We start from the raw sequence: 23626 nt of genomic DNA, 5'->3' as shown, positions 1-23626 counted from the left end.
GCCCTAGCCGCCCACGGAGACGCCGAGCGGGCCCAGCCCGGCACCGGCCCGGCGCAGGGCGATCGCGCCGAACGGGGTGCGCAGCCGCAGCCACGCCCCGGCCGAGAGCAGCGCGACGGGGAAGCCGGGCGCGGACCGGAGGAAACCGAGGGACTGCGCCGCGTGCACGGCACGCAGCGGGAGCTCCGTGCCGCCGACGGTCCGGGACCAGATGTCGTGTCCGATGAGGTCACGTTCCGCCCGCGTGCGCCGGTCCTTCGGCAGTGCCTCGTCGCGCGCCCGGAACTCCTTCACGGCGGCGCTCAGCGCCGTGCCCAGGGCGACGGGGCCGGGCAGTGCCGGGTGGCGGCACTCCTGCCAGCCGCCGCGCGGGGGCAGCACGCCCGTCCAGGGCGGTCCGGTCACCGGCTGGGGCAGCGCCCCGGCACCGGCGTCCGGTCCCTCGACGTCCAGCGATCCGAGGAGTTCGCCGGCCGACACCGTGACGTCGAAGTCATGCGTGTCCGCGAGGCGCACCGCCCGGATCGCCAGGACCTCGAACGACGGCGGTCGGCCGAACACGGCGAGCGCCCCGCCGCCCGCCTGGAGGCGTACGGCGGCGGCCCGGTCGTAGTGGAGCAGCCGGCCGAGGAAGGCCGCGAGATCCGCGGCCTCCCTCGCGTCGGCGAACAGCAGCGACTGCACGGGCACGGTCATGCCGCAGCGGGCTCCTCGGCCAGGTACTTCTGGAGGAAGAGCTTCTCCTCCGCGGAGATCCGCCGAGGGCGCTCCTCGGCCAGGTCGTACGGCACGACGATGGTCGACGCCCGTACGTAGACCTGGTCGGGGTCCTTGATCTCGTAGGCGATCGTCAGCGACGCGGCGCCGATCTTCGTGACCCAGGACTCGACGGTGACCGGCCTGTGCCGGTGGACCAGCGGCCGGACGTAGTCGATCTCGTGCCGGGCCACGACGGAGCCGCCCGCGAACGACGGCGAACCGTCGCCCGGCGCCAGCCGGAACATGAAGTCGATGCGCGCCTCCTCCAGGTAGCGGAGGAAGACCACGTTGTTGACGTGGCCGAAGGCATCCATGTCCGACCAGCGCAGCGGGCAGCTGTAGATGTGACGTGCCAAGACGATCAGCCTCGCGTGAGCTTCTTGTACGTGGCGCGGTGCGGACGGGCCGCGTCCGCACCGAGGCGCTCGACCTTGTTCTTCTCGTACGACTCGAAGTTGCCCTCGAACCAGTACCACTTGGAGTCGCCCTCGTACGCCAGGATGTGCGTGGCGACGCGGTCCAGGAACCAGCGGTCGTGGGAGATGACCACGGCCGCACCCGGGAACTCCAGGAGTGCGTTCTCCAGCGAGGAGAGGGTCTCGACGTCGAGGTCGTTGGTGGGCTCGTCGAGGAGCAGCAGGTTGCCGCCCTCCTTGAGCGTCAGCGCCAGGTTGAGGCGGTTGCGCTCACCACCGGAGAGCACACCGGCCGGCTTCTGCTGGTCCGGGCCCTTGAAGCCGAACGCGGAGACGTACGCCCGCGAGGGCATCTCGACCTGGCCGACGTTGATGTAGTCCAGCTCGTCCGAGACGACGGCCCAGAGGGTCTTCTTCGGGTCGATGTTGGCGCGGGACTGGTCGACGTAGGAGATCTTGACCGTGTCGCCGACCTTGATGGCGCCGGAGTCCGGCGTCTCCAGGCCCTGGATCATCTTGAACAGCGTGGTCTTGCCCGCGCCGTTCGGACCGATGATGCCGACGATGCCGTTGCGCGGCAGCGTGAACGACAGGTCGTCGATGAGGACCTTGTCACCGAAGGCCTTGGAGAGGTTCTCGACCTCGACGACGATGGAACCGAGCCGCGGGCCCGGCGGGATCTGGATCTCCTCGAAGTCCAGCTTCCGCATCTTGTCCGCCTCGGCCGCCATCTCCTCGTACCGGGCGAGACGTGCCTTGGACTTGGTCTGCCGGCCCTTGGCGTTGGAGCGGACCCACTCCAGCTCTTCCTTGAGGCGCTTCTGGCGCTTCTCGTCCTTGCGGCCCTCGACCTTGAGGCGGGTGGCCTTCTTCTCCAGGTACGTGGAGTAGTTGCCCTCGTAGGGGATGGCGCGGCCGCGGTCGAGTTCGAGGATCCACTCGGCGACGTTGTTCAGGAAGTACCGGTCGTGGGTCACGGCCACCACGGCGCCCGCGTACTTCGAGAGGTGCTGCTCCAGCCAGTTCACCGACTCGGCGTCGAGGTGGTTGGTGGGCTCGTCGAGCAGCAGCAGGTCCGGCGCCTCGATGAGCAGCTTGCAGAGCGCCACGCGGCGCTTCTCGCCACCGGAGAGGTTGACGACCGGCCAGTCGCCGGGCGGGCAGCCCAGGGCGTCCATGGCCTGCTCCAGCTGAGCGTCCAGGTCCCACGCGTTGGCATGGTCCAGGTCCTCCTGGAGCTTGCCCATCTCGTCCATGAGCGCGTCGGTGTAGTCGGTCGCCATTTCCTCGGCGACCTCGTTGAACCGCTGGAGCTTGCCCATGATCTCAGCGGCGCCGTCCTGGACGTTCTCCAGGACGGACTTCGACTCGTCGAGGTGGGGCTCCTGCATGAGGATGCCGACGCTGAACCCGGGCGACAGGAAGGCGTCACCGTTGGACGGCTGCTCCAGGCCCGCCATGATCTTCAGCACCGTGGACTTACCGGCACCGTTGGGACCCACCACACCGATCTTCGCGCCGGGCAGGAAGCTCAGCGTGACGTCGTCAAGGATGACCTTGTCGCCGTGCGCCTTGCGTGTCTTGCGCATCGTGTAGATGTACTCAGCCAAGAGAAACCGTCCGGCAATCGATGAGTGGGCAGATACACCCCATCTTGCCTGACGGCCACCCCCGGATGGAAACCAGTACTGCCCGCGGTACTCGCCTTCGCGCTCCCCGGAAGGGCCCGGCCCGTACCCCGGGTACGCGACAGCCCCGGGACGCGGTCGCGTCCCGGGGCTGTCATCAGCACATCGTCACCGTGTGCCTACGGCTCATCACTGGCCGGAGGTCTGGCCCTTGCGCCGGCGGAGGAAGAAGACCGCGCCGCCGCCGATGACGACGAGGGCGATCGCGACCCCCGCGATGACCGGGGTGGCGTTGGAGCTTCCGGTCTCTGCGAGGTCGCCCTCCGCACCCGTGGAGCTGCCGCCCGCGGTGGCGGTGGTCGTGCTGGGCTGCTCGGCGGTCTGGGTGTCGAGGCCGCCGGTGGTGGTGGCGGGACCGCTGGTCTTGCAGTCCAGCACGCCGGTGAACGTCTTCGTGAACCCGCCGGGACCGGTGATCGTGAAGTCGTACGCCTGGTCCTCCGCGACCGGCACGGTCACGGTCGCGGACTTGCCCGCCGCGACGGTGTGCTTCGCCCCGGCCAGCTCGAAGGTGAACGGCTCGTCGCCCTTGTTGCTCGCGGTGACGTCCACACCGCCCTTGGCGCAGTTCTTCTTGGCGGAGAGCGCGGGCATCGCGCCCTTCTTGGCCCAGGTCGCCGTGGCGCTCGCGGCGACCGTGGACTCACTGGAGCCGGCCAGGATCTGGGTCTGGCTCTTGGTCACACCGGCGAAGGCCCGGCCGACCGGTACCGAGGTGGTGGCCTGGACGGTCAGCGACGCCGAGCCGTCGGCGGCGGCGGACGGAACGTCGAAGTAGAGCTCGGTGCCGTTGGCCGCCGTGGTGACGGCCTTGCCCTTCTTGTCGGTGACCTCGATGCCGCTGGCGGAGTCGGCGGGCGGTGCCACCGAGACCTGACCGGCGTTGGTGCGGACGGTGACCGGGCCCAGCAGCTCACCGGACCGGCCGGACACGGCGGCGTTGTCCAGGGAGAGGGACGCCTTGGGCTCCGCCGTGTCGGTGGCGGACTTCTGCAGCCAATCGGCGAGCTTCTCCGCCTGGCTGTCGGACGCGTCGACGTCGGCGTTGTCCGAGAAGCGCCAGATGGCCACCTGGGTGCCCGCGGCCGCGGTCTTCTCGGTGAGCGGGCCGGTGCCCGCAGCCTCTGCGAGTGCCGAGAGGTCGTCGACCTGCGGGTAGGAGTGCTCAAGGATCCAGCGGATCCGGCCGGCGTTCTCGTTGCCGCCGAGCGAGGTCTGGGCCCAGGGGGTCTCCAGGTACTTCGCCTGGTCCTGGGTGGGGTTGTGGATGTCGATGCAGTACGTCTTGAGCTTGCCGCCGCCGTCGACGGTCATCTCGAAGAGCCCGGCCGGCAGCCGCTGATCCTTGCCGTCCGCGTGCAGCACCGCGGCGTCGTACGTCTTCAACCCGTCCAGTACCGCGCTCGCGCCGCCCTGGTGCTGCGGCGCCTCGTCGGCAGCCGCGCCGCCCGCACCGGCGAGGGTGCCGGCGATGACCAGACCGGATGCCACCACCGACGCCGCCAGGCGGGATATGCCCCGGATCCGTCGGGATTCGACCGTCGCCCTGGATGACGAAATGGTCGCTGAAGAAGCAAAAAACACAGAATTCCCCTCCGGGCGAGACCCTCGCGCCTGGTGCGCGTGTGGGGAATGTCCCGCCTGCCGACTCAAGTGCCCTGTGAGTACTGGGGAATCCTAAGTACGAAGCGGAGCACAGTCCCCCGTCACACCTTCGGATAACCATTCCGACTCAGAATCGTTATCCCCGCCAACGCCTGGGCCGGTGTTGGTTGGTGCCACCGGTCAGGGCGCGGACACGAGTTCGGGCCCGCTTTTGCGGCGCACCACCCGGCGCCTGGCCGCCGGCCGTTCCACCCGGTCCGGCCGACCGGCCCGCCCTCCCTGCCGATCCTCCTGGCCCCCCTGGTCCCCTTGGTCCTCCTGATCCGCCTGGCCCTCCTGACCTGACTGATCCGGCTGCCCCATTCGCTCCGGCCGCTCCCGCGGTGGCGTCGCCCACCGGTCCTGCTCGGCCGCAGACGCACCCCAGGTGCGCGACACCAGCCCCGGGTCCGCCCTGACCACCCGTCGGAACGCCGACGTGCCCCTGGTCAGATCGTGGCCCACCGCCGTCGCCTCGATGTCCACGAACGTCCTTCGCTGACCCTCCCGTTCCTCCTCACGCACCTTCAGCCTGCCGTGCACCACCAGGGGTTCCCCGACGGAGACGGAACCCGTCAGATTGGACGCCAGAGTGCGCCATGCCCACACGGTGTAGAAGCTGGTGTGCCCGTCCGCCCAGAGCTGTTTCTCCCGGTCCCACCGCCGCGGCGTCACCGCGAACCGGAATCGCGCCATTCCCCCGCTCTGGGTCTCCCGGAACTCCACACCGGTGGCCGCATTGCCCACCAGCGTCACCAAGGTCTCGTTCATGACTCCGCCTCCCCCTCACACTGGATTCAGCGACCCGCGCCCTAGCGGCCGGTCGCTGATCCCATGCTGAGGGGGAGGCGGAATTCCTGCTGGCGCCTGTGGACTAACGGCCCGTTGTGGAAAACTCCGTCACCGCCACAAACCGTTCCCGCACCTCGCCATAGCGCACCAGTTCCGCCGCCACCGGATCGAGCACCCGGGCCCGCCCGCAGGCGGCCGCCGCCTCGCGCAGCCTGCGTTCGGCCTCCTGGCCGTACCGCCGCGCGGGCCCCCGGGCCGCCGCCGCGCACGACCACTCCACCAGCGGGCCGCCGACGATCCCCGCCAGCATCACCAGAGCGGGCGTCAGCAACCCCGGTTCGAGGACGCCGACGATCTGGCCGACCAGCCACAGGCCGCCGAAGATCTGCAGCAGCGTCATCGCCACCTGGGCCAGTACGGCCGCAGGCCACCAGGCCGGGCGCGGGGGCCTGTTGCCGGCCCGCCCCCGGGGCGCCCCGGCCCGCGCGCCGGGTTCCGCCGGCTCATCGGCGTCGTTCTCCGCACCCCGCGCCGGTGCCGCGCCGGCGCGCTCGGCCAGTTCGTCGAGCGCCTCCGGCAGCCCCCGCGCCCCGTGCACCGCGGCCTCGCGCACCGCTTGCGCCCACGGCCCCGGCAGCCCGTCGACGGCTTCGTCCGCGACCGTGCGTACCGCCTGCTCGACCCGCTGACGTGCGGTGAGCTGCTCCTCCGGCGGGGCGGTGAGTGCCGTCCGGTCCAGCAGCCGGGGCTGCCGGGTGGACTCGTACCAGCGCCACAGCCGCAGCCACGGCGTCCCGCACGCCCGGCCCGCGTTGCGGCGCCATTCGCGCTCCGCCGCCTGACCGGCCGCGGAGGCGCCGACGGCCTCCGCGAGCCGGGCGGCGAACTCCTCCCGGGCCCGCTCCCCCAGCCCGGTCCGCCCCTCGGCCACGTACACCGGGCGGAGCCTGGCGGCGGCGGCGTCCACATCGGCGGAGAGCCGGCGCGTCGCGGCCGTGCGCTCCTGGACGAACCGGCCGAGGAGTTCGCGCAGTTCGCCCACCCCGTCGCCGGTGAGCGCGGACAGGGACAGCACGGTGGCGCCCGGTTCGCCGTGCTCGCCGAGGGCCATGCCGTCCTCGTCGAGCAGTCGGCGCAGATCGTCCAGGACCTGGTCGGCCGCCTCGCCGGGCAGCCGGTCGATCTGGTTGAGGACGACGAAGGTGACCTCCGCGTGCCCGGCGAGCGGGCGCAGATAGCGCTCGTGCAGTGCGGCGTCCGCGTACTTCTCCGGGTCCACGACCCAGACCACCGCGTCGACCAGCGCCAGCACCCGGTCCACCTGTTCGCGGTGTCCGGTCGCCGCCGAGTCGTGGTCCGGCAGGTCGACCAGGACGAGCCCCTGGAGCGCCTCGTCGGCCCCCGCGCCGCCCGGCTGCGGCCGGCGCCTGAGCCGCCCCGGGATCGCCAGCCGGTCCAGCAGCCCCGCGGCGCCGTCCGTCCACGAGCAGGCGATGGGCGAGGCGGTGGTCGGCCTGCGCAGCCCGGCCTCGGAGATCTGCGCGCCCGCCAGGGAGTTGAAGAGCGTCGACTTGCCGCTGCCGCTCGCTCCGGCGATCGCGACGACGGTGTGCCGGGAGGAGAGCCGCTGGCGCGCGGCGGCCTCGTCGAGCACCCGGCCCGCCTCCGCGAGGTCGGTCCGGTCGAGCCGGGCCCTGGAGAGCCCGACGAGCTCACGCAGTGCGTCCAGGCGGGGGCTGAGCGGGCTGCCTGAGGGGACGTACGCCTCGACCTGGGGGCGGCTGTCGTCCTCCGGGGCGGCCGCCGGCGTCTCCCGGGGGGCGGCTCCGGCGGCGGCACGGCGTGCGATGAGACCGTCGTCCCAGCCACTGCCCGTCCCGCCCGGATCCTTCCCCCTGCCCTTCTCCCGGCCCGGCGCGCCGTCCTGTGCGCCGTCGTGCGCGCCGTCGTCCGCGCCGTCCTCCGCCAGGGACTTCGCCCGGCCCCGCGCACCGCCCTCCGCCGAACCCTTCGACCGGTCCTTCCGGCGGTCCCCGCCGGGGGCGGAGCCCTCGTCCGGGCCGTGTCCCGGCTCAAACTGCGGCTCGGGCCCCGGTCCTTGTCCCCGGCCCGGACCCTCGTCAGTGACGGCAGTCATCGCTGCCACCTCTCCTTCTGCAGTAGGGACAGCGCGGCGATCAGTTCTGCTTGCGGCTCGGGGGCCACGTCGAGTGCGTCCAGCGGGGCGAGACGACGGTCGCGTTCGCCCCCGAGCACCTGGTCGAGATAGCCGGTGAGCAGTGCCGCGCCCTTGTCACGGAGCCTCAGGGCGCCCTGTGCGCCGATGCGTTCGGCCAGCTGTTCGCCGGCGGTACGGGCCCGCCGGCCGCCGAGCAGGGCGGCGGCCAGCAGCGCGGCGACGGTCTCCGCGTCGGGCGCCGCGTTGCGTTCCATGAGCCGCACCTCTTCCTCGGCCAGCTCCTCCAGGACCCTGCGCCAGCGCCGTACGGTCATGGCGATCCGGCCCCGGATGTCCTCCGCCGGCCCCCAACCGCCCTCTTCCCGGCCCACCTCCTCGAAGCCGAAGACCGCGGCCGCGGGCTCCTGCCGCCAGTTCGTCCGGATCTGTTCGTCGGCGGCCGCCACCGCGCACTCCAGAAGTGCGGCGAGGCTCTCCACCAAGGCTTCGAGGACTTCCTCCGTGGTGCTGTACAGCGGGTAGCCGCGCCACCTGGTGCGGGCGTCCCCGGCGAGCGCCCCGCCGTTCTGCAGCCGCCGCCGCACCCGTGCGCCCTCCTTCCGGTACGCGTCCTCGACCACGCCGGTCAGCCGCACGGCGGCCGCGTACTGGGCCGCGACGGCTCCGGCGAGCGCGGGCAGCCGGACATCGAGCGAGTCGATGACCCCGGCCGCCGTACGCCCGACCGCCTGCTGACGGGCCGCCGGATCCTGCGCGCGGTGGGTGAGCCAGGCGCGCAGCGGGGCGACCGCCGTGGTCGGCAGCAGTCCGCTGCCGCCGCCCGCCGACTCGGGCAGCTCGGGGATGGTGAAGCGGGGGACCTCACCGAGACCGGCCTTGGTGAGGAGCGCCCCGTACTGCCGGGACACCTCCGCGATCACCTGGTGCGGCACCCGGTCCAGGACGGTGACGAGCGAGGCGTCGTACTCCTTGGCGGTGCGCAGCAGGTGCCAGGGCACAGCGTCGGCGTACCGGGCGGCGGTGGTCACCATCACCCAGATGTCCGCCGCGCAGACGAGTTCGGCGGCCAGCACCCGGTTGCGCACGACGAGCGAGTCGATGTCGGGGGCGTCCAGCAGGGCGAGCCCGCGCGGCAGCCCGGCGGCGGTCTCGACGCGGAGCGCGGTCCCTTCCTCCGCGGCCTTCCCCTCGGACCCGTCGAGGTGGTCGCACTGGCCGGGGTTGGCGGACTCCTCGGGCGACAGCCAGACCCGGGTCAGCTGCGGGAGCACCCGGATGTCGGCGAACCAGCGATGATCATCCGGATGGCAGACCAGCACCGGGGTGCGCGTGGTCGGCCGCAGCACCCCGGCCTCGCTGACCCGGCGCCCCACCAGGGAGTTGACGAGCGTGGACTTGCCCGCGCCGGTGGACCCTCCGATGACCGCGAGCAGGGGTGCCTCCGGGTCCTTGAGGCGGGGCAGCAGGTAGTCGTCGAGCTGGGCGAGCAGCTCGATCCTGGTCTGCCTGGCGCGTGGAGCGCCCGGCAGCGGGAGTGGAAGACGCACGGCAGCGACACGGTCGCGCAGGGCGGAGAGTGCGTCGATGAGCTGAGGCCGTACGTCCAAGGTCACCACATGCGAAGAATGCCCAATTTTGGCGCCTTTTTGAAGCGTATAGCCCCCTCTGCGCGGCGGTTCCTCCTCAGGACAGAGGGGACGAGTGGGGCGCAGGCATAACGAGTGCACAACGCCCGGGGCGTGAGGCGCCAAAAGCTATGCATGAATCGCACCTACCTGCGATTATCGTTTCGCTTCACCGAACCTCCACATCGTGCCACGCAGGTGAAGCAACCGGGTCCAGGCGTTCGGAGCCCTATCCTTGTCCCGGCAGGTCGCGGACCGCCCGGGTCCCAGGGCTCCAGGTCACCGAGGCCACCACCCGGCCCCCGTAGCTCAGTGGATAGAGCAGGCGCCTTCTAAGCGCTTGGCCGCAGGTTCGAGTCCTGCCGGGGGCGCCACCGACGTCACGTCGGATGGGCCGTGTTTTGCCTGGTCAGACTATGTCTGGCTCTGACGGATTTCCGACGTACGCCGCTTCACCGGAAGGGGCGAAAGTCCGGCTGACACCGGCTGAAACTGAGCCTCTACGGGTGCCTGTCCCCCACGCGTCCCCCAGCCTGCTCCACCCAAATGCTCCCGAACTACCCCCGCCGACGAACGCCGAAGGGCGGTGCGGAGCCCCGTCTGCCTGGGGTTCCACACCGCCCTCGGTTATGTTCGGTTACACCGCCTCGGGGACGTACCGGATGCTCTCGATCTGCTTCTGGTAGTTCGCTAGCTGGCCGTTGATGCACCTCGCGTAGGTGGCGAGGAGCACGGGCACGCTGTTGCCCGCCCATCCGGCGACCTGAGCTGGCGGGATGCCCTGGTTGAGCCATGCCGTAAGGCAGGTGCTGCGGCAGTCGTACACGCGCTTGCCTGCGGGTGACTGGAGCTCGTGTGGCTTGAGAACGACCTTTCGGGCTTTCTCCCAGACCCTTCGGAACACGGAACCCGCCAGCGTGCCGCCGTTCTCCCCAGGGAAGAGGAGGTCGGTCGGCTTGAGCTTGTAGCGGTCGATGATCTCGCGGGGGAACGCGACGAGGTCAGGATGGATGGGCACGGTCCGCGTGTCGCCCACGGCTCGCCCCTTCAGGTCGCGGTCGTCGTGGGGCTTACCGCTGTCGGTCCACTGGCTGCCGACGTCCGGCCGGGCCCCATGGACGATGAACTCGCCCCAGCCCGTCTCGGGGAGCGTGGCGTCGCTTACATGCAGTGCGACGGCTTCCTCCGGTCGAAGGCCGGCGTAGCACAGGGTGACGGAGAAGACCCGGTAGACGAGCCCCCGCCAGGGGCGATTGCCGATCCAGTCGAGGAGCGCGGTGACCTGCTTCGGGTTCAGCAGCGAGCGCTTGTCGATGGCCTGAGCGACCTTGGGGCCGCCACCTCCACCACCCTTACCCTTTGGCAAGGGATTGTGGCGCAGGATGCCGTGCCGAACGGCATGTTCCATCGCCAGGTTCATGATCCGCCGGTGGCAGGTGACGGAGCTGGCCGCCACTGCCGTGCCGTCCAGCAGGGATCCGAGCGCGGTGACGACCGCGTCGATCCGGTCCGACTACTCCCACGCGGCCATCGACAACGTGTTGCGCTGGACCCATTCGAGGATGACTCGGACCTCGTGGGGTATCGGTACTTCGGGGTTCGTCCGGCGCTTGTAGTTGAAGGCATACTCGCGCAGCGCGGTACGCACCTTGACCGGATCAAACTGCTTGGGGGTGTCCGGAGCAAGGCAATGGTCGCGGGGGTCATCGCCTTGGCCACGTTCTTCCGCCGGCCGGCGGAGAACTGTGGCCACTTCTTGTCGATGAACTCGACGGCGCAGTCATACCAGTTGGAATCCGCTGCCTTACTGGAGTATGAGATCGGCATGCCGGTTGGCTGCGGTCAACAGGTCGGAGCGTCGGGCATCCGCGAGCGCCCTCGTCGGGTAGGTCTTGCTGTGCTTCTTTGCACCTACCTTCCAGACCTCCTTGTAGGTGTATCCGTTCGCTCGCGTTCGGCGCTCGATGTTGTAGATCCGTACGTCAAACGCGCTACCCGATCAAGACGCATCCTCACAATCACTAAGCCAGTTTTCGAAATCACTGCGCCGTATCCGGAGACTGCCGTTGGGCAGTCGGATACAACGCGGTCCTCGCCCCTTTTGCCGCCAGTCATAGAAGGTGGATCGGGCAATTCCCAGCTCGGCGCACACGTCATCGACCGTCGGCTTCGGTCCAGACCGCACCGCTACCGCCACGCCGTCACCTCGCAATCTCCGAGGGCAGGGCTCGGCGCTATCTCGGGGCAGAAAAGGGCAGGGGGTATCGCGAATCGGTGCATGACAGGGCTTCCTTGCTGAGAAGCGAGGAGTGACAGGGTGCGGCAGCACTCCCTCGCATGGTCGACGCCGGGGACCGCCGCAGCAGAGCTGCTCCGCACCTCCTCTTGCCAACGCGAAGCTGCCTGCATCCGCCACGGCTCCACCGCCAAGCGCAGCCGAAAAGCGAACACCTCAATAGTTGCGACGATCCCGGTTTGGCTAACCGGCGATCGTCGGCTACGTTGCGCGCCGCATCACGTGCCCAACGCCTGCTCGGCCTCACCATTGGTGGGGGGAAGGAGAAACGAGCACGGGGATCCGGACGCACCGGGTGAGGCGACCACTAGCAGACCGTCGTCCGATAGCCGGTCCAGATTCACCACAACGCGGCAAGGGGCACAGGCGCTCGGGAATCCCGAGCGCCTGTGATCAGCCGAAGGCTGCTTCCACGTCCGCTCGACTGCGAAAACGCGACTGAGTTCGAGCCGTGTTCGACCCCGGACCATAAACGACAAGGTAAGGGGCGGCAGTCGCTGGTCAGGAACACGGAATCACTTTGCGGGGCGGCGGGGCGGTGCTGGCTCGCACCACGAGCTTCGTGGGGACAAGGGCCGTGCCGTGCTCAAGCCCGTTCTCCCGCACATGGTGGAGGACTCCCTCGACACAGCGGCGGCCGACCTCGGCGAAGTCCTGGTGGACGGTTGTCAGTGGCGGTTGGAACGAGCTGGATTCGGCGATGTCATCGAAGCCGACGACGGAAACGTCCTCGGGCACTTTGCGGCCTCGCTCGTTCAGCGCGCGCAGGAGGCCGAGGGCCATCTGGTCGTTGGCCGCGAAGATGGCGGTGCAGTCAGGACGTTCGGCGAGCAGAAGACCCGCATGGTAACCGGACTCCGCTGACCAATCGCCCCGGACGAGCGGGGGCGGGACCTGGCCGGCTTCCTCAAGTGCAGCGCGCCAAGCTCCGGTTCGCCGCTGGGCTGCATACGACTCCTCAGGGCCTGCCAGGTGCCAGACAGTGGCGTGACCTAGGCCGAGCAGGTGGTTGACGGCGTCGTGGGTGCCGCCGGCCTGGTCGGTGTCGACTACCGTATAGCGGTCCCCGGCGTCCGAGTCCGCGACCACGACCTTCACGTGTGGCGGCAGGGACAGCCGGGCCTCGTCCAGGAGGTGCACCTCCATGATCACGATGGCCGCGTCGATGGCGAGCTCACCGAGGCGCGAGAAGGCGCCCCGCACCTCGTCCTGAGTGGGAACGGCGACAGGGAGCAGCGTCACCGCATAGCCCTCCTGCGCGGCTGAGGTGGCGATGGCCTCCAAGGTGCGGACATTGCCGGTCGTGGAGAGCGTGAACGTGATGACGCCGATCGTGCGGAACTCGCCGCGCTTGAGTGCGCGTGCCGCACTGTTGGGGCGGTAGCGGAGCTCCTTCATCGCGGAGAGGACCCGCTGGCGGGTCTCCTCATTGACGCCGGGGAAGCCGTTGGAGACGCGGGAGACCGTCTGCGAAGAGACACCAGCGATGCGGGCGACGTCTGCCATCGACACGGATTTGTGGCGCTGCGTGGTCCGACTTGCCGGGATTCGGCTGGTCGGCGGTGTTCCCTCCGCCGGGAAGCCTTCGCCTGTTCGGTCCACCGTCTCCCTCATCCGCTGTCGCCTTTCGTGAGCGACTCTTGACCGCTCATCTGGGGGCAGTGTAGACATGCCGCCATCGAATGTTTACGTAACCATAACGCCTGCGCGGCAGATTGGTCGAGCCGGTCAGTGCCCAGGAATGCTTGCGTGGACGTCCGTTTCGGTTTGGCGAAGCACGAGCGAGGGACGCGAGATGACGACGCTTCAACCGCCGGCGGCCGCAAGGGCCCGCCCGGCTGGATCACCGGTGCGGCGACCGCGCCGTTCATGGGCGGGGTGGGGGTTCATCGGCCCCTTCGTACTCGTCTTCGCGCTGGTCTTCCTGGTGCCGCTCGCGTACTCGGTCTACCTGAGCCTGTTCCGGACGCAGCTGATCGGTGGCACCACGTTCGTCGGTTTCGACAACTACCAGCAGGCCATGCAGGACAGTCAGTTCTGGAGCGGCGTCGCACGCGTCGGACTGTTTCTGCTGATTCAGGTGCCGATCATGCTGGGAATCGCGCTCCTCGTCGCCCTCGCGATCGACAGCGGCCGTCTGTACGGCAAGGACTTCTTCCGGATCTCCGTATTCCTGCCCTATGCGGTGCCCGCCGTCGTCGCCACTCTGATGTGGGGCTTCATGTACGGTCCCCGGTTCGGCCTCGTCGGCGACATCAATGACACCTTCGGCGTCTCGCTGCCCGACCCGCTCTCATCGGACCTGATTCTGGCGTCGATCGGCAACATCGTGACCTGGGAGTTCGTCGGCTACAACATGCTGATCTTCTACGCCGCGCTGCGGGTCATCCCGCACTCGCTGTACGAGGCCGCGGAGATCGACGGGGCCGGCCAGTGGCGTGTCATCTCCGCAATCAAGCTCCCGGCGATCCGTGGCGCCCTCGTGATCGCCATGATCTTCTCGATCATCGGCAGCTTCCAGCTCTTCAACGAGCCCGCCATCCTCCAGAAGCTCGCGCCGAACGCGATCACCACCGACTACACCCCGAACTACTACACGTACTCGCTGTCCTTCTCCGGCCAGCAGCACAACTACTCCGCGACCGTCGCCATCGTCATGGGCGTGATCACCATGGCCGTCGCCTATGTCGTTCAGCTGCGCGGCATGCGCAAGGGAGCGTGAGAGGGATGACGATGAGCAGCACCACAGATGCTCCGCGGCCGGCCGTTGCGGTTCGTCCAGCCAACGAGGCGCGCGGTGGATCTCCCAGGCTGCGCGGACCGCGCCGCCCACGCACACCGGGCCGCCGTCCCCGGCGCAGTCTCCTGCTGACCGTGCTCACCGGCGTCGTCCTCCTCTACAGCCTGGTGCCGCTGCTGTGGTTGTTGATCAGCGCCAGCAAGTCGCAGGCGGGTCTGGCACGGTCGTTCGGGCTCTGGTTCGATGGTGACTTCGCGCTGTGGGACAACATCAGCCAGACGTTCACCTACCAGGACGGCGTCTTCGGCCGCTGGCTCCTGAACACTCTGCTGTACGTGGTCGTCGGAGCGGGCGGTGCCACATTCCTGGCGGTTCTGGGCGGCTACGCGCTGGCAAAGTTCCAGTTCCCTGGCAAACGCGCCGTCTACGCGGTCGTCATCGGCGCGGTAGCGGTTCCGGCCACCGCTCTCGCGGTCCCTACGTTCCTGCTGTTCAGCAAGATCGGCCTGACGGATACTCCGTGGGCCGTCATCATTCCGTCGCTGATCTCACCGTTCGGCCTGTATCTGATGTGGGTGTTCGCCACTGAGGCCATCCCCACTGAGCTGATGGAGGCCGCCCGCATCGACGGTGCGAGCGAGTTGCGCACCTTCTTCCAGGTCGCGTTGCCGCTGCTCGCCCCGGGCACGGTCACCGTGCTGCTGTTCACCACGGTCGCGACGTGGAACAACTACTTCCTGCCGTTGATCATGCTGAAGGACCCCGACTGGTATCCGCTGACCCTCGGGCTCGACGCATGGAACAAGCAGGCGGCGACGGCCGGTGGTGAGGCCGTCTTCAACCTGGTCGTCACCGGCTCGCTGCTGACCATTGTGCCGCTGATCGCCGCGTTCCTGCTGCTCCAGAAGTACTGGCAGTCCGGGCTCTCCGCCGGAAGCGTCAAGGAGTAGCGCGGTCCGGGACCGGCGCACACACAGCGCTTCTCCCTCCCCCTGTCCATAAGTCCTGTTGAACCACGAGGAAGTGGAAGTTCCGCCATGCCCAAGCACTCCCGCCGCCTGCTGCGCGGCCTCGGTCTCGTCTGTGTCCTGGGGCTCGGGGCGACCGCCTGCGGCGGCTCGGACGACGACTCCGGCCAGAAGCCGGTCGGCGCCTCCGGCCTCCAGGCCGCACTGAAGAAGGGCGGCACTGTCACGGTGTGGGCCTGGGAGCCCACCCTGAAGCAGGTCGCCACCGACTTCGAGAAGAAGTACCCGAAGGTCCACATCAAACTGGTCAACGCGGGCACCGGCAACGACCAGTACAAGGCGCTCCAGAACGCCATCTCGGCGGAGAAGGGCGTTCCCGATGTCGCGCAGCTGGAGTACTACGCGCTCAGCCAGTACGCACTGACAAAGTCGGTCACCGACCTCAAGGCGTACGGGGCGGACAAGCTGGAGGGATCGTACTCACCCGGCCCCTGGAACTCGGTTCAGGCCGGTGACGGCGTCTACGGCCTGCCGATGGATTCCGGGCCGATGGCGCTGTTCTACAACAAGAAGGTCTTCGACAAGTACAAGATCGCCGTCCCCACGACGTGGGACGAGTACGTCGAGGCCGGCCGCAAGCTGCGCAAGGCGGACTCGAAGGCGTACATCACGAGCGACGTCGGCGACGCGGGCATGACCACCAGTCTGCTGTGGCAGGCGGGTTCGCACCCGTACACGGTCGACGGCACGAAGGTCGGTATCGACTTCACCGACGCGGGTGCCAAGAGGTACACCAACACCTGGCAGAAGCTCATCGACGAGAAGCTTGTCTCGCCGATCGCGGGCTGGTCCGACGACTGGTACAAGGGCCTCGGCGACGGCACGATCGCGACGCTGGCCACTGGTGCGTGGATGCCTGCCAACTTCGCCTCCGGGGTGAAGGATGCCGCCGGTGACTGGCGGGTCGCCCCGCTTCCGCAGTGGGAGAAGGGCGCGAACTCCAGCGCGGAGAACGGCGGCAGTTCGCTCGCGCTCCCGACGCTCGGCAAGAACAAGGAGCTCGCCTACGCCTTCGTCGAGTACGCCAACTCTGGTGCGGGCGTGCAGACCCGCGTCAGGAACGGCGCCTTCCCGGCCACCGCTGAGGACCTGAACTCCCAGGCGTTCCAGGACACCGCGTTCCCGTACTTCGGTGGCCAGAAGGCCAACAAGATCTTCGCCGAATCCGCGAAGTCCGTTCCGGCCGGCTGGAAGTACCTGCCGTACCAGGTGTACTCCAACTCGATCTTCAACGACACCGTCGGCAAGGCGTACGCCTCCGACACCAAGCTCGTCGACGGCCTGAAGTCGTGGCAGGACAAGTCCCTCGACTACGGCCAGGAGCAGGGCTTCACTATTGAGAAGTAGCGCCAGTGGCCCGATCGAGCCTGCCTCTCTCAACCACCGGCACATGGAAGGACCTGCATGACCTCGCCCCTTACCCACCGTTTCCCCTACCCGACGGGCAGCGACGGCATCCGACGCCTCGGGTATGGCGCCGACTACAACCCCGAGCAGTGGCCGCGAGAGGTGTGGGAGGAGGACGTCCGCCTGATGCGTGAGGCCGGCGTGAACGTCGTATCCCTGGCGATCTTCTCCTGGGCCCGGATCCAACCCACTGCGGAGACCTGGGACTTCGAATGGCTCGACGAGGTGATGGACCTGCTGCACGCGGGTGGCATCGGCGTCGATCTTGCCACCGCTACCGCCTCACCGCCGCCATGGCTCACTACCGCGCACCCCGAGATCCTGCCGGTGACCGCCACCGGTGAGACCCTGTGGCCCGGAGCGCGACAGCATTGGCGTCCCACCTCGCCGATCTTCCGCGAGCACGCACTGCACCTGGTCCGGAAGTTGGCGACGCGCTACGCCGACCATCCGGCCCTGGTCGCTTGGCACGTCAGCAACGAGCTGGGCTGCCACAACATCTACGACTACTCCGACGACGCCGCGCTCGCCTTCCGTGAGTGGCTGCGGCGCCGCTATACCACGCTCGACGCCTTCAACCACGCCTGGGGCACGGACTTCTGGTCGCAGCGTTACAGCGACTGGGACCAGATCCTGCCGCCTCGCCTTGCCGCATCCCATCCCAATCCGACGCAGCAGCTCGACTTCAAGCGCTTCTCCTCGGACGCGCTGAAGAACCATCTGCTCGCCGAGCGCGAGATCCTGAGCGAGATCACCCCCGCCGTGCCCGTCACCACCAACTTCATGGTGATGAGCGGGATCAAGGGCATGGACTACGCGGACTGGGCGAGCTCAGTCGACTTCGTATCCAACGACCACTACACCGTGTCCGGCCCGCGAAGCCGCGACGAGCTGTCCTTCTGCGCCAACCTGACCAGCGGACTCGCGAGCCACCGCCCGTGGTTCCTGATGGAGCACTCGACCAGTGCTGTGAACTGGCAGACCGTCAACCTGGCCAAAGGGCCCGGCGAACTGGTCCGCGACTCGCTGCTGCACGTCGCGCACGGTGCTGATGCTGTGTGCTTCTTCCAATGGCGCCAGTCCGCAGCAGGCGCCGAGAAGTACCACTCGGCGATGGTCCCGCACGCCGGCCCCGACAGCGAACTGTTTCGTGATGTCGTGGCGTTGGGGCGCACATTGGAGGCACTCGCACCCCTCGCGGGCAGTCAGCGCGAAGCCGCCCGCGTCGCGATCCTGTTCGACTGGGACTCCTGGTGGAGCAGTGAGCACGACTCCCACCCGACGTCGCTCCTTGACTACCACCGCGAGGCCCTTGACTGGTACTCCGCCCTGATGGACCTGGGTATCCGTGCCGACGTGATACCCAAGCTGGGCACCGACCTGGCCTCCTACGACGTGGTAATCGCACCTGTCCTGCACGTGGTGGCAGAGTCACTCGCCAAGGATCTCACCCGCTATGTCGAAGGCGGCGGGCACCTGGTCACCACCTATTTCTCCGGCATCGTGGATGAGAACGACCATGTCTGGCTCGGCGGCTACCCCGGTGCCCTACGCGACCTGCTGGGCATTCGCATCGAGGAGTTCGGGCCGCTGCTCGACGGTGACACCGTCGACCTCGACAACGCTGCAACCGGCTCCTTGTGGACCGACCGGATCAGCGTGGCCGGCACCGATGTGGAGGTCCTCGCGCGGTACCGCAGCGGGACGTATGCTTCGCGCCCGGCGGTCACCCGCCGCACGACAGGGCAGGGTTCGGCGGCATATGTCTCGACGCGCCTGGGCGTTGATGGCCTGGCCGCTCTGCTGCCCCAGTTGCTCCTTCCCTCCGGCGTGACAAGCGACCTGCCCGAACAGTCGCGAGGGGTGATCGAGCAGGTCGTGCGATGCGACAGCGAGAGCCGCTATCTGTTCCTGGTGAACCGCAGCGACGTGTCGGTGCCCGTGCCCGGCCTGACGGGTCAGGTACTCGTGGGGCTGCCAGGGGCGGAGGGGCTCGTGCTACCGCCGGGAGAAGTCGCAGTCCTGCAGCAACCGACGCCGCAGGACACGGTCCCGCGGACCGAGCGGGCAGGCTGAGGCGGCCCTCAGCCCCGGAAACTCGCCGGCGCAGCTGCCGCTCACCCCGGCAGTGACATGGCCTAGTGGGACCTGTGCTGCGCCGCAGCATCTCGCGTCTCTCCCCGGACGTCGGAAGTAGCGTGCGCAAAGGGCCCTGGCTCACCGCCAAGGCCCTACTCGGCGTGCTCCCACGCATGGCAGCGGACCCGTGCCGCCACGCCTCGATTCGGTCACGCGGGCACGCGTGACCGAAGATGGGGGCGCCGCTTCAACCCGACCCTGGTCCCACGGCCCTCCGATGTGCGTCGACTCTCGGCACCCGCGAGCGAGCTACTACCCGAAACGCAAAGGCGATCAGGTTTAAACATCTTCCACCAGCATGGGGAATCGTCGCCGCCATTCACGCCTGTCGCGACAAAACACCCTTTCCTCGACGAAACGCCGAGAGCCTCCCGGGTGGGAAGCCTCGCCTCCGTACGGGCGACGCCCCCGGGAACCGGCACTCGAAGAGGTCTGGGCCGGTCCGGCGCATGGGCGGTCACGAACAGCCGACCCGGCGGTCCGGACCAACAATCCCAAGGCGTGGCGCGTCAGACGCGACTGAGACCCGCACTATCGCCGGATCGGACCGCTGGGGCATAAGTCTTCTGCAAGGCAGTGAAGCTGAGGCCCTTCGGGGTACACCGCGTCTCATCTGCGGAGATGTGCATCGAACGCTCATCACCAAACAGAGCCGCACACGCCTGAGTCAAAAACCCTTGTCACACCCATTGCCTAACGCCGTGATGGTTTGACATCCTCCTCGTTATGTTTGCGTAAACATCCAGGGCTTCGCAGTGCCTGTACGGAACAGGTTCCTGACCACGGATTTGCGCACGCTGCTGTGTGATGACACCTCAACTCCCGAATTGCCTAGGGGAGTCGGAAGCGCTGGAGAGGATCTCGATCCACCATGGCCAACGCAAAGGAAGCCGCCGCAGCCTTCGCTGCTGCAGCTTTGCTCAAGGCTGGGCAGTCCGCCCTGACGGGGGACGCAGCTGTCCCGTGCGGGACGGCGTACCTGAACACCACAGACGACCCGCAGCACGGTTGCGGTAAGGAGGATCTCGGATGAGGACCGATCCCGGAATCAAGCCGCAGCGGGCCGTGGCACGCACGGCCGCGCGGTGGACGGGCATGGCGCTGGCGGTGTCGATGGCGGTTGCCCTCGCGCCGGCGGCAGCCGTCGCTGCGGACACCGCGCCTGCGGCAACAGCCGACGACACGCTGACCGTTGACAACTCGACCGGCCTGGCATCGGACGGCAGTCCGATGACTGGCCCCGGCCTCGACAACACCGATGTCGACGGCAAGTACTATTCGATCGGCGCCAGCCAGCTCGACTCCTCGGCAGGCGGGACCAGCCTCGGCCTCTACGGAGGAAAGGACTGGCGGAACAAGGAGTTCATCGGCGAGGTCGTGGGTCCCAAGACCCCGTACACCATGCCTGACGGAACGGTGACGCACCCCCTGGCGAACGCCAAGGTGGAGCGCGTCGACTTCGAGCGCTCCCCGAGCGGCAAGTACGTCATCTGGATGCACTGGGAACTCAAGGCGACCTACAACGCATCGCAGACCATGGCGTTGGTCTCCGACAAGCCTGAGGGGCCGTACAAGATCGTCACGACCCACGCACGCCCCGGTGCGAGCCTGAACGTCGGCGCCAAGGGCGAGGCAGGGTCCACCGATTCCAAGGACGCCATGGGTGACCGCGTCGGCCAGCTGCGCAAGGACTTCGACACCCCCGGCAAGAGCGGCGAGTACGACGGCAGCGCGGAAGCCCCGGCTACCGGTAGTGACTACCCGCCGCAGATCGCCACCTTCCCCAAGCCCAGTGGTCCCAGAAGCGACGGCTACGACCCGGACAAGCCGGACGGTCGCAACGACGAAGGCTCGTACGGGACGTCGGTGCAGGAGGGCAACTGGTGGATCTACAACTTCAACGACCTGCATGACGACATGACGCTCAAGGCGAGCGCCGTGCGCATGACGCCGTACGACCAGTCCGCCTACGACGATGCGAAGGCTGCGGGGATCAGCCCGAACGCGAGCAGCTACATCGTCCGATACCCGGCCGCGAAGTCCGACCACACCAAGGCCGCAGGAGTCTCGGCCAAGGGGTACGGCGAGAGCGCTGACAAGGCGTACGACCCCAACCCGGACGACGACACCACCCCGGTCCTGGACGAGATCGACCACTCCGCGGTCGCAAGCGAGAAGTACACGGCGGTCGAGGACGACAGCGACGCCCGCAAGGAGCTCGCCACCCCGGAGATCGCGCCCCGCGTGGACGAGAACACCGGCGTCAACAAGGACAGCAAGTCGGTCGTCGCAAACCAGGGCGACCGCGCCTACGTGACGGCGGACATAGACCCCGCAAAGTACAAGGTTCTGGTCACGACCGACGGAACCGACCCCCGGACGAGCGAGACCGCTTGGCAGTGGGACAGCCGCTACAACGTGCCGGACGTACCCATCACTGACGGCCTGGTGTTCAAGACGGTGGCGGCGGACTTCGACAACACCAAGTTCTCCGACGTCGCCACCACCAGCTTCACCCTCGCCAAGGGAGGCAGCGAACAGGCAGCAGATGTACCGGTGTTCGAGCCCGTCATGAACTTCAAGTCGGGCGACTGGCAGGACAACGACAGCGGCATGTTCGGCTACGCAGAGCTGCGCGTGCTGTCTCCGACGTTCAACGCCGAGGTCTATTACACGATGGATGGCGCCAACCCGGTCCCGGCCCGCTACGGCCAGAACCTGGGCTTCGGTAGCCGCGACTACTCCATGTACACGGACGAGAAGGAGTTCGGCGGCACTGGCAAGTCCTACCTGATTACCGGTCAGGACCACCTCTACATGAGGGTGTGGGAACTCAATGAAGACATGACGTCCGTCGTGCCGGCCCAGGAGTACGACATCAACGTCACCGCCCAGCGGGAGGCCCCGCAGGTCGTCCGCAGCCCCGGCGGCAAGTACGTCTACCTCTTCACCTCCGGTCAGTCCGGCTGGTATAAGAACCAGGCCATGTACAACCGCACCAAGAACCTCGCGGACGGCCTCGACGCGGCACGTGACAAGTACGGTTACCGCAACGGCGAGGACAAGTGGACGCCTCTGCAGCCCTTCGCCGACAACACGACCTACAACAGCCAGGTCGGCGGGGTGTGGAACCTGGGAACCAAGGACAAACCCGTCTATCTCTTCAACGGCAGCCGCTGGATCGCCGGCGATCTCGAAAGCTCGACCACTGTCTGGCTACCGATGACGATCGACGACAACGCTCCGGGGCTCGGCGCGGCAACCGGTAAGCAGGTCCTGATCGGGAAAGACAAGGAGGGCACAGAGATCAAGGCCCCGGCCTACGCACCGGCACCGGGCCTGGTCTCAGTGAAGTACGCCGAGAAGCTCAGCATCAGCCTCAACAACCGCACAGTCACCATTGGCGACGGCACCGACGAGGCCGTTCATATCAGCACCGCCGAGGGCGACCTGGGCAAGGTGGACCCCGCCAACCACACGCCGCGCGTGATCGACTACCAGAAGCCCGACGAGTACTACCAGTGCGACAAGTACGACCCCAACGGCGTCTCAGGCAGCACTGACTGGGTCACCTGCCCCGGTGGTGAGCTGGAGCAGCAGGGGATCGTCCACCGCTACGACATCGGCCAGGCATTCAACGGCCTGGACTCCGACATGGACAACTACGACGGAACCGAGCAGGCGTACAAGGGGCGCAACAACCAGTTCTACGTCACCGTGGACCTGGGCCAGCAGCGTGATCTGACGAACGTCGCCATGTCGTTCAAGTCCGTCGGCGGGTCCGACAACGCCCACCGCTACACGATCCTGGGGTCCAACGACAACAAGACCTGGACCACGATCGTCAATAACAACCAGAACAACTTCCCCGGCTTCCAGGCCCACGACGTCACCGGGAAGCAGTACCGCTACGTCAAGCTGCAGAACAAGGACAGCTACGACGTGGTCCACAACAGGAGCGCCGACTGGGCCCGCGGCCTCTACGAGATGACGATCAGGGCGAAGAAGGTGATCCCCCTGGATGTCTCCAAGCTGAAGCCGGCTGTTGAGCAGGCCACCACGCTCTCGGCGATGACCGACACCTTCACCAAGGAGAGCCTCACGGCGCTCAACAAGAAGCTGAAGCCGGCCAAGGACCTGCTCGACGCGCTGCAGCAGGAGGGCCAGGGCACCAAGCACACGCAGGCCGAGGCCGACAAGGCTGCGACCGCGCTCGCAACCGCGATCAAGAACCTGCAGGGTATCGGCGCCGAGGTGAAGGTCGACGTCACCAAGCTGGCGCAGGCCATCGAGAACGGCGAGACCAAGCTCGACAGGCCCCACCAGTACACGAAGAAGTCCATCCAGAACCTCAAGAGCGCTGTCAAGAAGGGCAAGAAGGTCCTCGCGGCTTCAGACGACTCCGACACAACACAGGCTGAGGTCGATGCGGCCACGAAGTCCATCAAGAAGGCGATTGCCGGCCTTCAGCCGGTCAAGGCGAGTGCTCCCCACGTCGACGCCTCGACGCTGAAAGACGCGGTCGAGCAGGCATCGAAGATAGAGGAGAAGAACTACACGCCGAAGGTGTGGGAGGAGTTCGACACCGCACTCGACACCGCCAAGCGTGTCGCTGACGCGCCCAAGACCCAGCAGCAGGTCGTCGGAGCACTCAACCAACTCAACCTGAGCGCAGGAGAGCTCGTCGGCACCCGCCACTGAAGCACGCAAAGCCGGCTGGCTTGGCAGGCAGCAGGATGCGCGAAGGCAACAGGGCTTGAGAGCCGCGCAGCCTGCCAAGTCGGCTGGACATCAGCACCGACGCAGCATCCGTAACGAGGGGCCCGACCCAAGCTGGGACGGGCCCCTCGCCCATGTCTGCTGACCGCGGGCTCTAACCTCGAAGTTTCATGACGGTCCGCCGACGGAGTCGG

15 protein-coding genes, 1 tRNA gene and 1 pseudogene are annotated in these 23626 nt (G+C 68.0%); 6 read left to right on the top strand and 11 right to left on the bottom strand.

The genetic code is table 11. From position 1 onward, the window contains the following. Window positions 1-3 precede the first annotated feature (3 nt). The 7 genes and pseudogenes from RLT59_RS26170 to RLT59_RS26140 all read right to left on the bottom strand — a co-directional run bounded on the left by RLT59_RS26170 (window position 4) and on the right by RLT59_RS26140 (window position 9085). Window positions 4-696, bottom strand: a complete 693-nt coding sequence (locus RLT59_RS26170) for a DUF8010 domain-containing protein (protein ID WP_311305667.1) — start codon at window positions 694-696, stop codon at window positions 4-6. Next, the gene (locus tag RLT59_RS26165) at window positions 693-1115 is read right to left on the bottom strand and encodes an acyl-CoA thioesterase (protein WP_399126114.1); all 423 of its coding nucleotides are present in this window, start codon (window positions 1113-1115) and stop codon (window positions 693-695) included. Before RLT59_RS26165 ends, RLT59_RS26170 begins: the two co-directional genes overlap by 4 nt. A gap of 5 nt (window positions 1116-1120) precedes the next feature. Beyond that, complete coding sequence (gene ettA / locus RLT59_RS26160; RefSeq protein WP_311305666.1) at window positions 1121-2785, bottom strand: energy-dependent translational throttle protein EttA; 1665 nt, start codon at window positions 2783-2785, stop codon at window positions 1121-1123. Between the two features lie 207 nt (window positions 2786-2992). Beyond that, window positions 2993-4447, bottom strand: a complete 1455-nt coding sequence (locus tag RLT59_RS26155; protein WP_311305665.1) for a Cys-Gln thioester bond-forming surface protein — start codon at window positions 4445-4447, stop codon at window positions 2993-2995. Window positions 4448-4894: 447 nt separating this feature from the next. Next, window positions 4895-5278, bottom strand: a pseudogene (locus RLT59_RS39445) (single-stranded DNA-binding protein); the annotation flags it as partial. A gap of 103 nt (window positions 5279-5381) precedes the next feature. Beyond that, the gene (locus RLT59_RS26145; protein WP_311305663.1) at window positions 5382-7436 is read right to left on the bottom strand and encodes a GTPase; all 2055 of its coding nucleotides are present in this window, start codon (window positions 7434-7436) and stop codon (window positions 5382-5384) included. Continuing rightward, window positions 7433-9085 (bottom strand): dynamin family protein, encoded by a 1653-nt coding sequence (locus RLT59_RS26140; RefSeq protein ID WP_311307860.1) that lies wholly within the window; start codon window positions 9083-9085, stop codon window positions 7433-7435. The genes RLT59_RS26145 and RLT59_RS26140 overlap by 4 nt, the downstream gene beginning before the upstream one ends. A 316-nt stretch (window positions 9086-9401) precedes the next feature. Between RLT59_RS26140 and RLT59_RS26135 the strand changes: the two genes are divergently transcribed. Further along, a tRNA-Arg gene (locus tag RLT59_RS26135) sits at window positions 9402-9477 on the top strand. 263 nt (window positions 9478-9740) lie between these two features. On the opposite strand, the gene RLT59_RS26130 is transcribed toward RLT59_RS26135, so the two are convergent. The 4 genes from RLT59_RS26130 to RLT59_RS26115 form a co-directional block, all read right to left on the bottom strand. Then, on the bottom strand, window positions 9741-10523 hold the full coding sequence (locus tag RLT59_RS26130; protein ID WP_311305662.1) for a tyrosine-type recombinase/integrase: 783 nt from the start codon (window positions 10521-10523) through the stop codon (window positions 9741-9743). A 93-nt stretch (window positions 10524-10616) separates the two neighbouring features. Further along, complete coding sequence (locus RLT59_RS26125; protein WP_311305661.1) at window positions 10617-10856, bottom strand: hypothetical protein; 240 nt, start codon at window positions 10854-10856, stop codon at window positions 10617-10619. Between the two features lie 246 nt (window positions 10857-11102). Then, on the bottom strand, window positions 11103-11255 hold the full coding sequence (locus tag RLT59_RS26120; RefSeq protein WP_399126973.1) for a helix-turn-helix transcriptional regulator: 153 nt from the start codon (window positions 11253-11255) through the stop codon (window positions 11103-11105). A 645-nt stretch (window positions 11256-11900) separates the two neighbouring features. Further along, on the bottom strand, window positions 11901-12905 hold the full coding sequence (locus tag RLT59_RS26115) for a LacI family DNA-binding transcriptional regulator (RefSeq protein ID WP_311305659.1): 1005 nt from the start codon (window positions 12903-12905) through the stop codon (window positions 11901-11903). Between the two features lie 289 nt (window positions 12906-13194). Between RLT59_RS26115 and RLT59_RS26110 the strand changes: the two genes are divergently transcribed. From RLT59_RS26110 to RLT59_RS26090, 5 genes are all read left to right on the top strand, one after another. Continuing rightward, window positions 13195-14121, top strand: a complete 927-nt coding sequence (locus tag RLT59_RS26110) for a carbohydrate ABC transporter permease (protein WP_311305658.1) — start codon at window positions 13195-13197, stop codon at window positions 14119-14121. Between the two features lie 11 nt (window positions 14122-14132). Continuing rightward, window positions 14133-15089, top strand: a complete 957-nt coding sequence (locus RLT59_RS26105; protein ID WP_311305657.1) for a carbohydrate ABC transporter permease — start codon at window positions 14133-14135, stop codon at window positions 15087-15089. 87 nt (window positions 15090-15176) lie between these two features. Beyond that, complete coding sequence (locus RLT59_RS26100; RefSeq protein ID WP_311305656.1) at window positions 15177-16514, top strand: ABC transporter substrate-binding protein; 1338 nt, start codon at window positions 15177-15179, stop codon at window positions 16512-16514. 57 nt (window positions 16515-16571) lie between these two features. Further along, a complete protein-coding gene (locus RLT59_RS26095) occupies window positions 16572-18650 on the top strand; it encodes a beta-galactosidase (RefSeq protein ID WP_311305655.1) in 2079 nt (692 codons plus the stop codon). A gap of 1092 nt (window positions 18651-19742) precedes the next feature. After that, complete coding sequence (locus RLT59_RS26090) at window positions 19743-23414, top strand: discoidin domain-containing protein (protein ID WP_311305654.1); 3672 nt, start codon at window positions 19743-19745, stop codon at window positions 23412-23414. Window positions 23415-23626 lie beyond the last annotated feature (212 nt).

The sequence above is a fragment of the Streptomyces sp. ITFR-6 genome (assembly GCF_031844725.1).
In the GTDB taxonomy this organism is placed as follows: Bacteria; Actinomycetota; Actinomycetes; order Streptomycetales; family Streptomycetaceae; genus Streptomyces.
Note: the sequence above shows the minus strand (reverse complement) of the source record. Positions and strands in the feature narration are given on the sequence as shown.

Bases quoted from the DNA above. Each gene is read 5' to 3' on its own strand.
- RLT59_RS26170 (WP_311305667.1), bottom strand. From the start codon at position 696: ATGACCGTGCCCGTGCAGTCGCTGCTGTTCGCCGACGCGAGGGAGGCC.
- RLT59_RS26145 (WP_311305663.1), bottom strand. From the start codon at position 7,436: ATGACTGCCGTCACTGACGAGGGTCCGGGCCGGGGACAAGGACCGGGG.
- RLT59_RS26130 (WP_311305662.1), bottom strand. From the start codon at position 10,523: ATGAACCTGGCGATGGAACATGCCGTTCGGCACGGCATCCTGCGCCAC.
- RLT59_RS26115 (WP_311305659.1), bottom strand. From the start codon at position 12,905: ATGGCAGACGTCGCCCGCATCGCTGGTGTCTCTTCGCAGACGGTCTCC.
- RLT59_RS26110 (WP_311305658.1), top strand. From the start codon at position 13,195: ATGACGACGCTTCAACCGCCGGCGGCCGCAAGGGCCCGCCCGGCTGGA.
- RLT59_RS26105 (WP_311305657.1), top strand. From the start codon at position 14,133: ATGAGCAGCACCACAGATGCTCCGCGGCCGGCCGTTGCGGTTCGTCCA.
- RLT59_RS26100 (WP_311305656.1), top strand. From the start codon at position 15,177: ATGCCCAAGCACTCCCGCCGCCTGCTGCGCGGCCTCGGTCTCGTCTGT.
- RLT59_RS26095 (WP_311305655.1), top strand. From the start codon at position 16,572: ATGACCTCGCCCCTTACCCACCGTTTCCCCTACCCGACGGGCAGCGAC.
- RLT59_RS26090 (WP_311305654.1), top strand. From the start codon at position 19,743: ATGAGGACCGATCCCGGAATCAAGCCGCAGCGGGCCGTGGCACGCACG.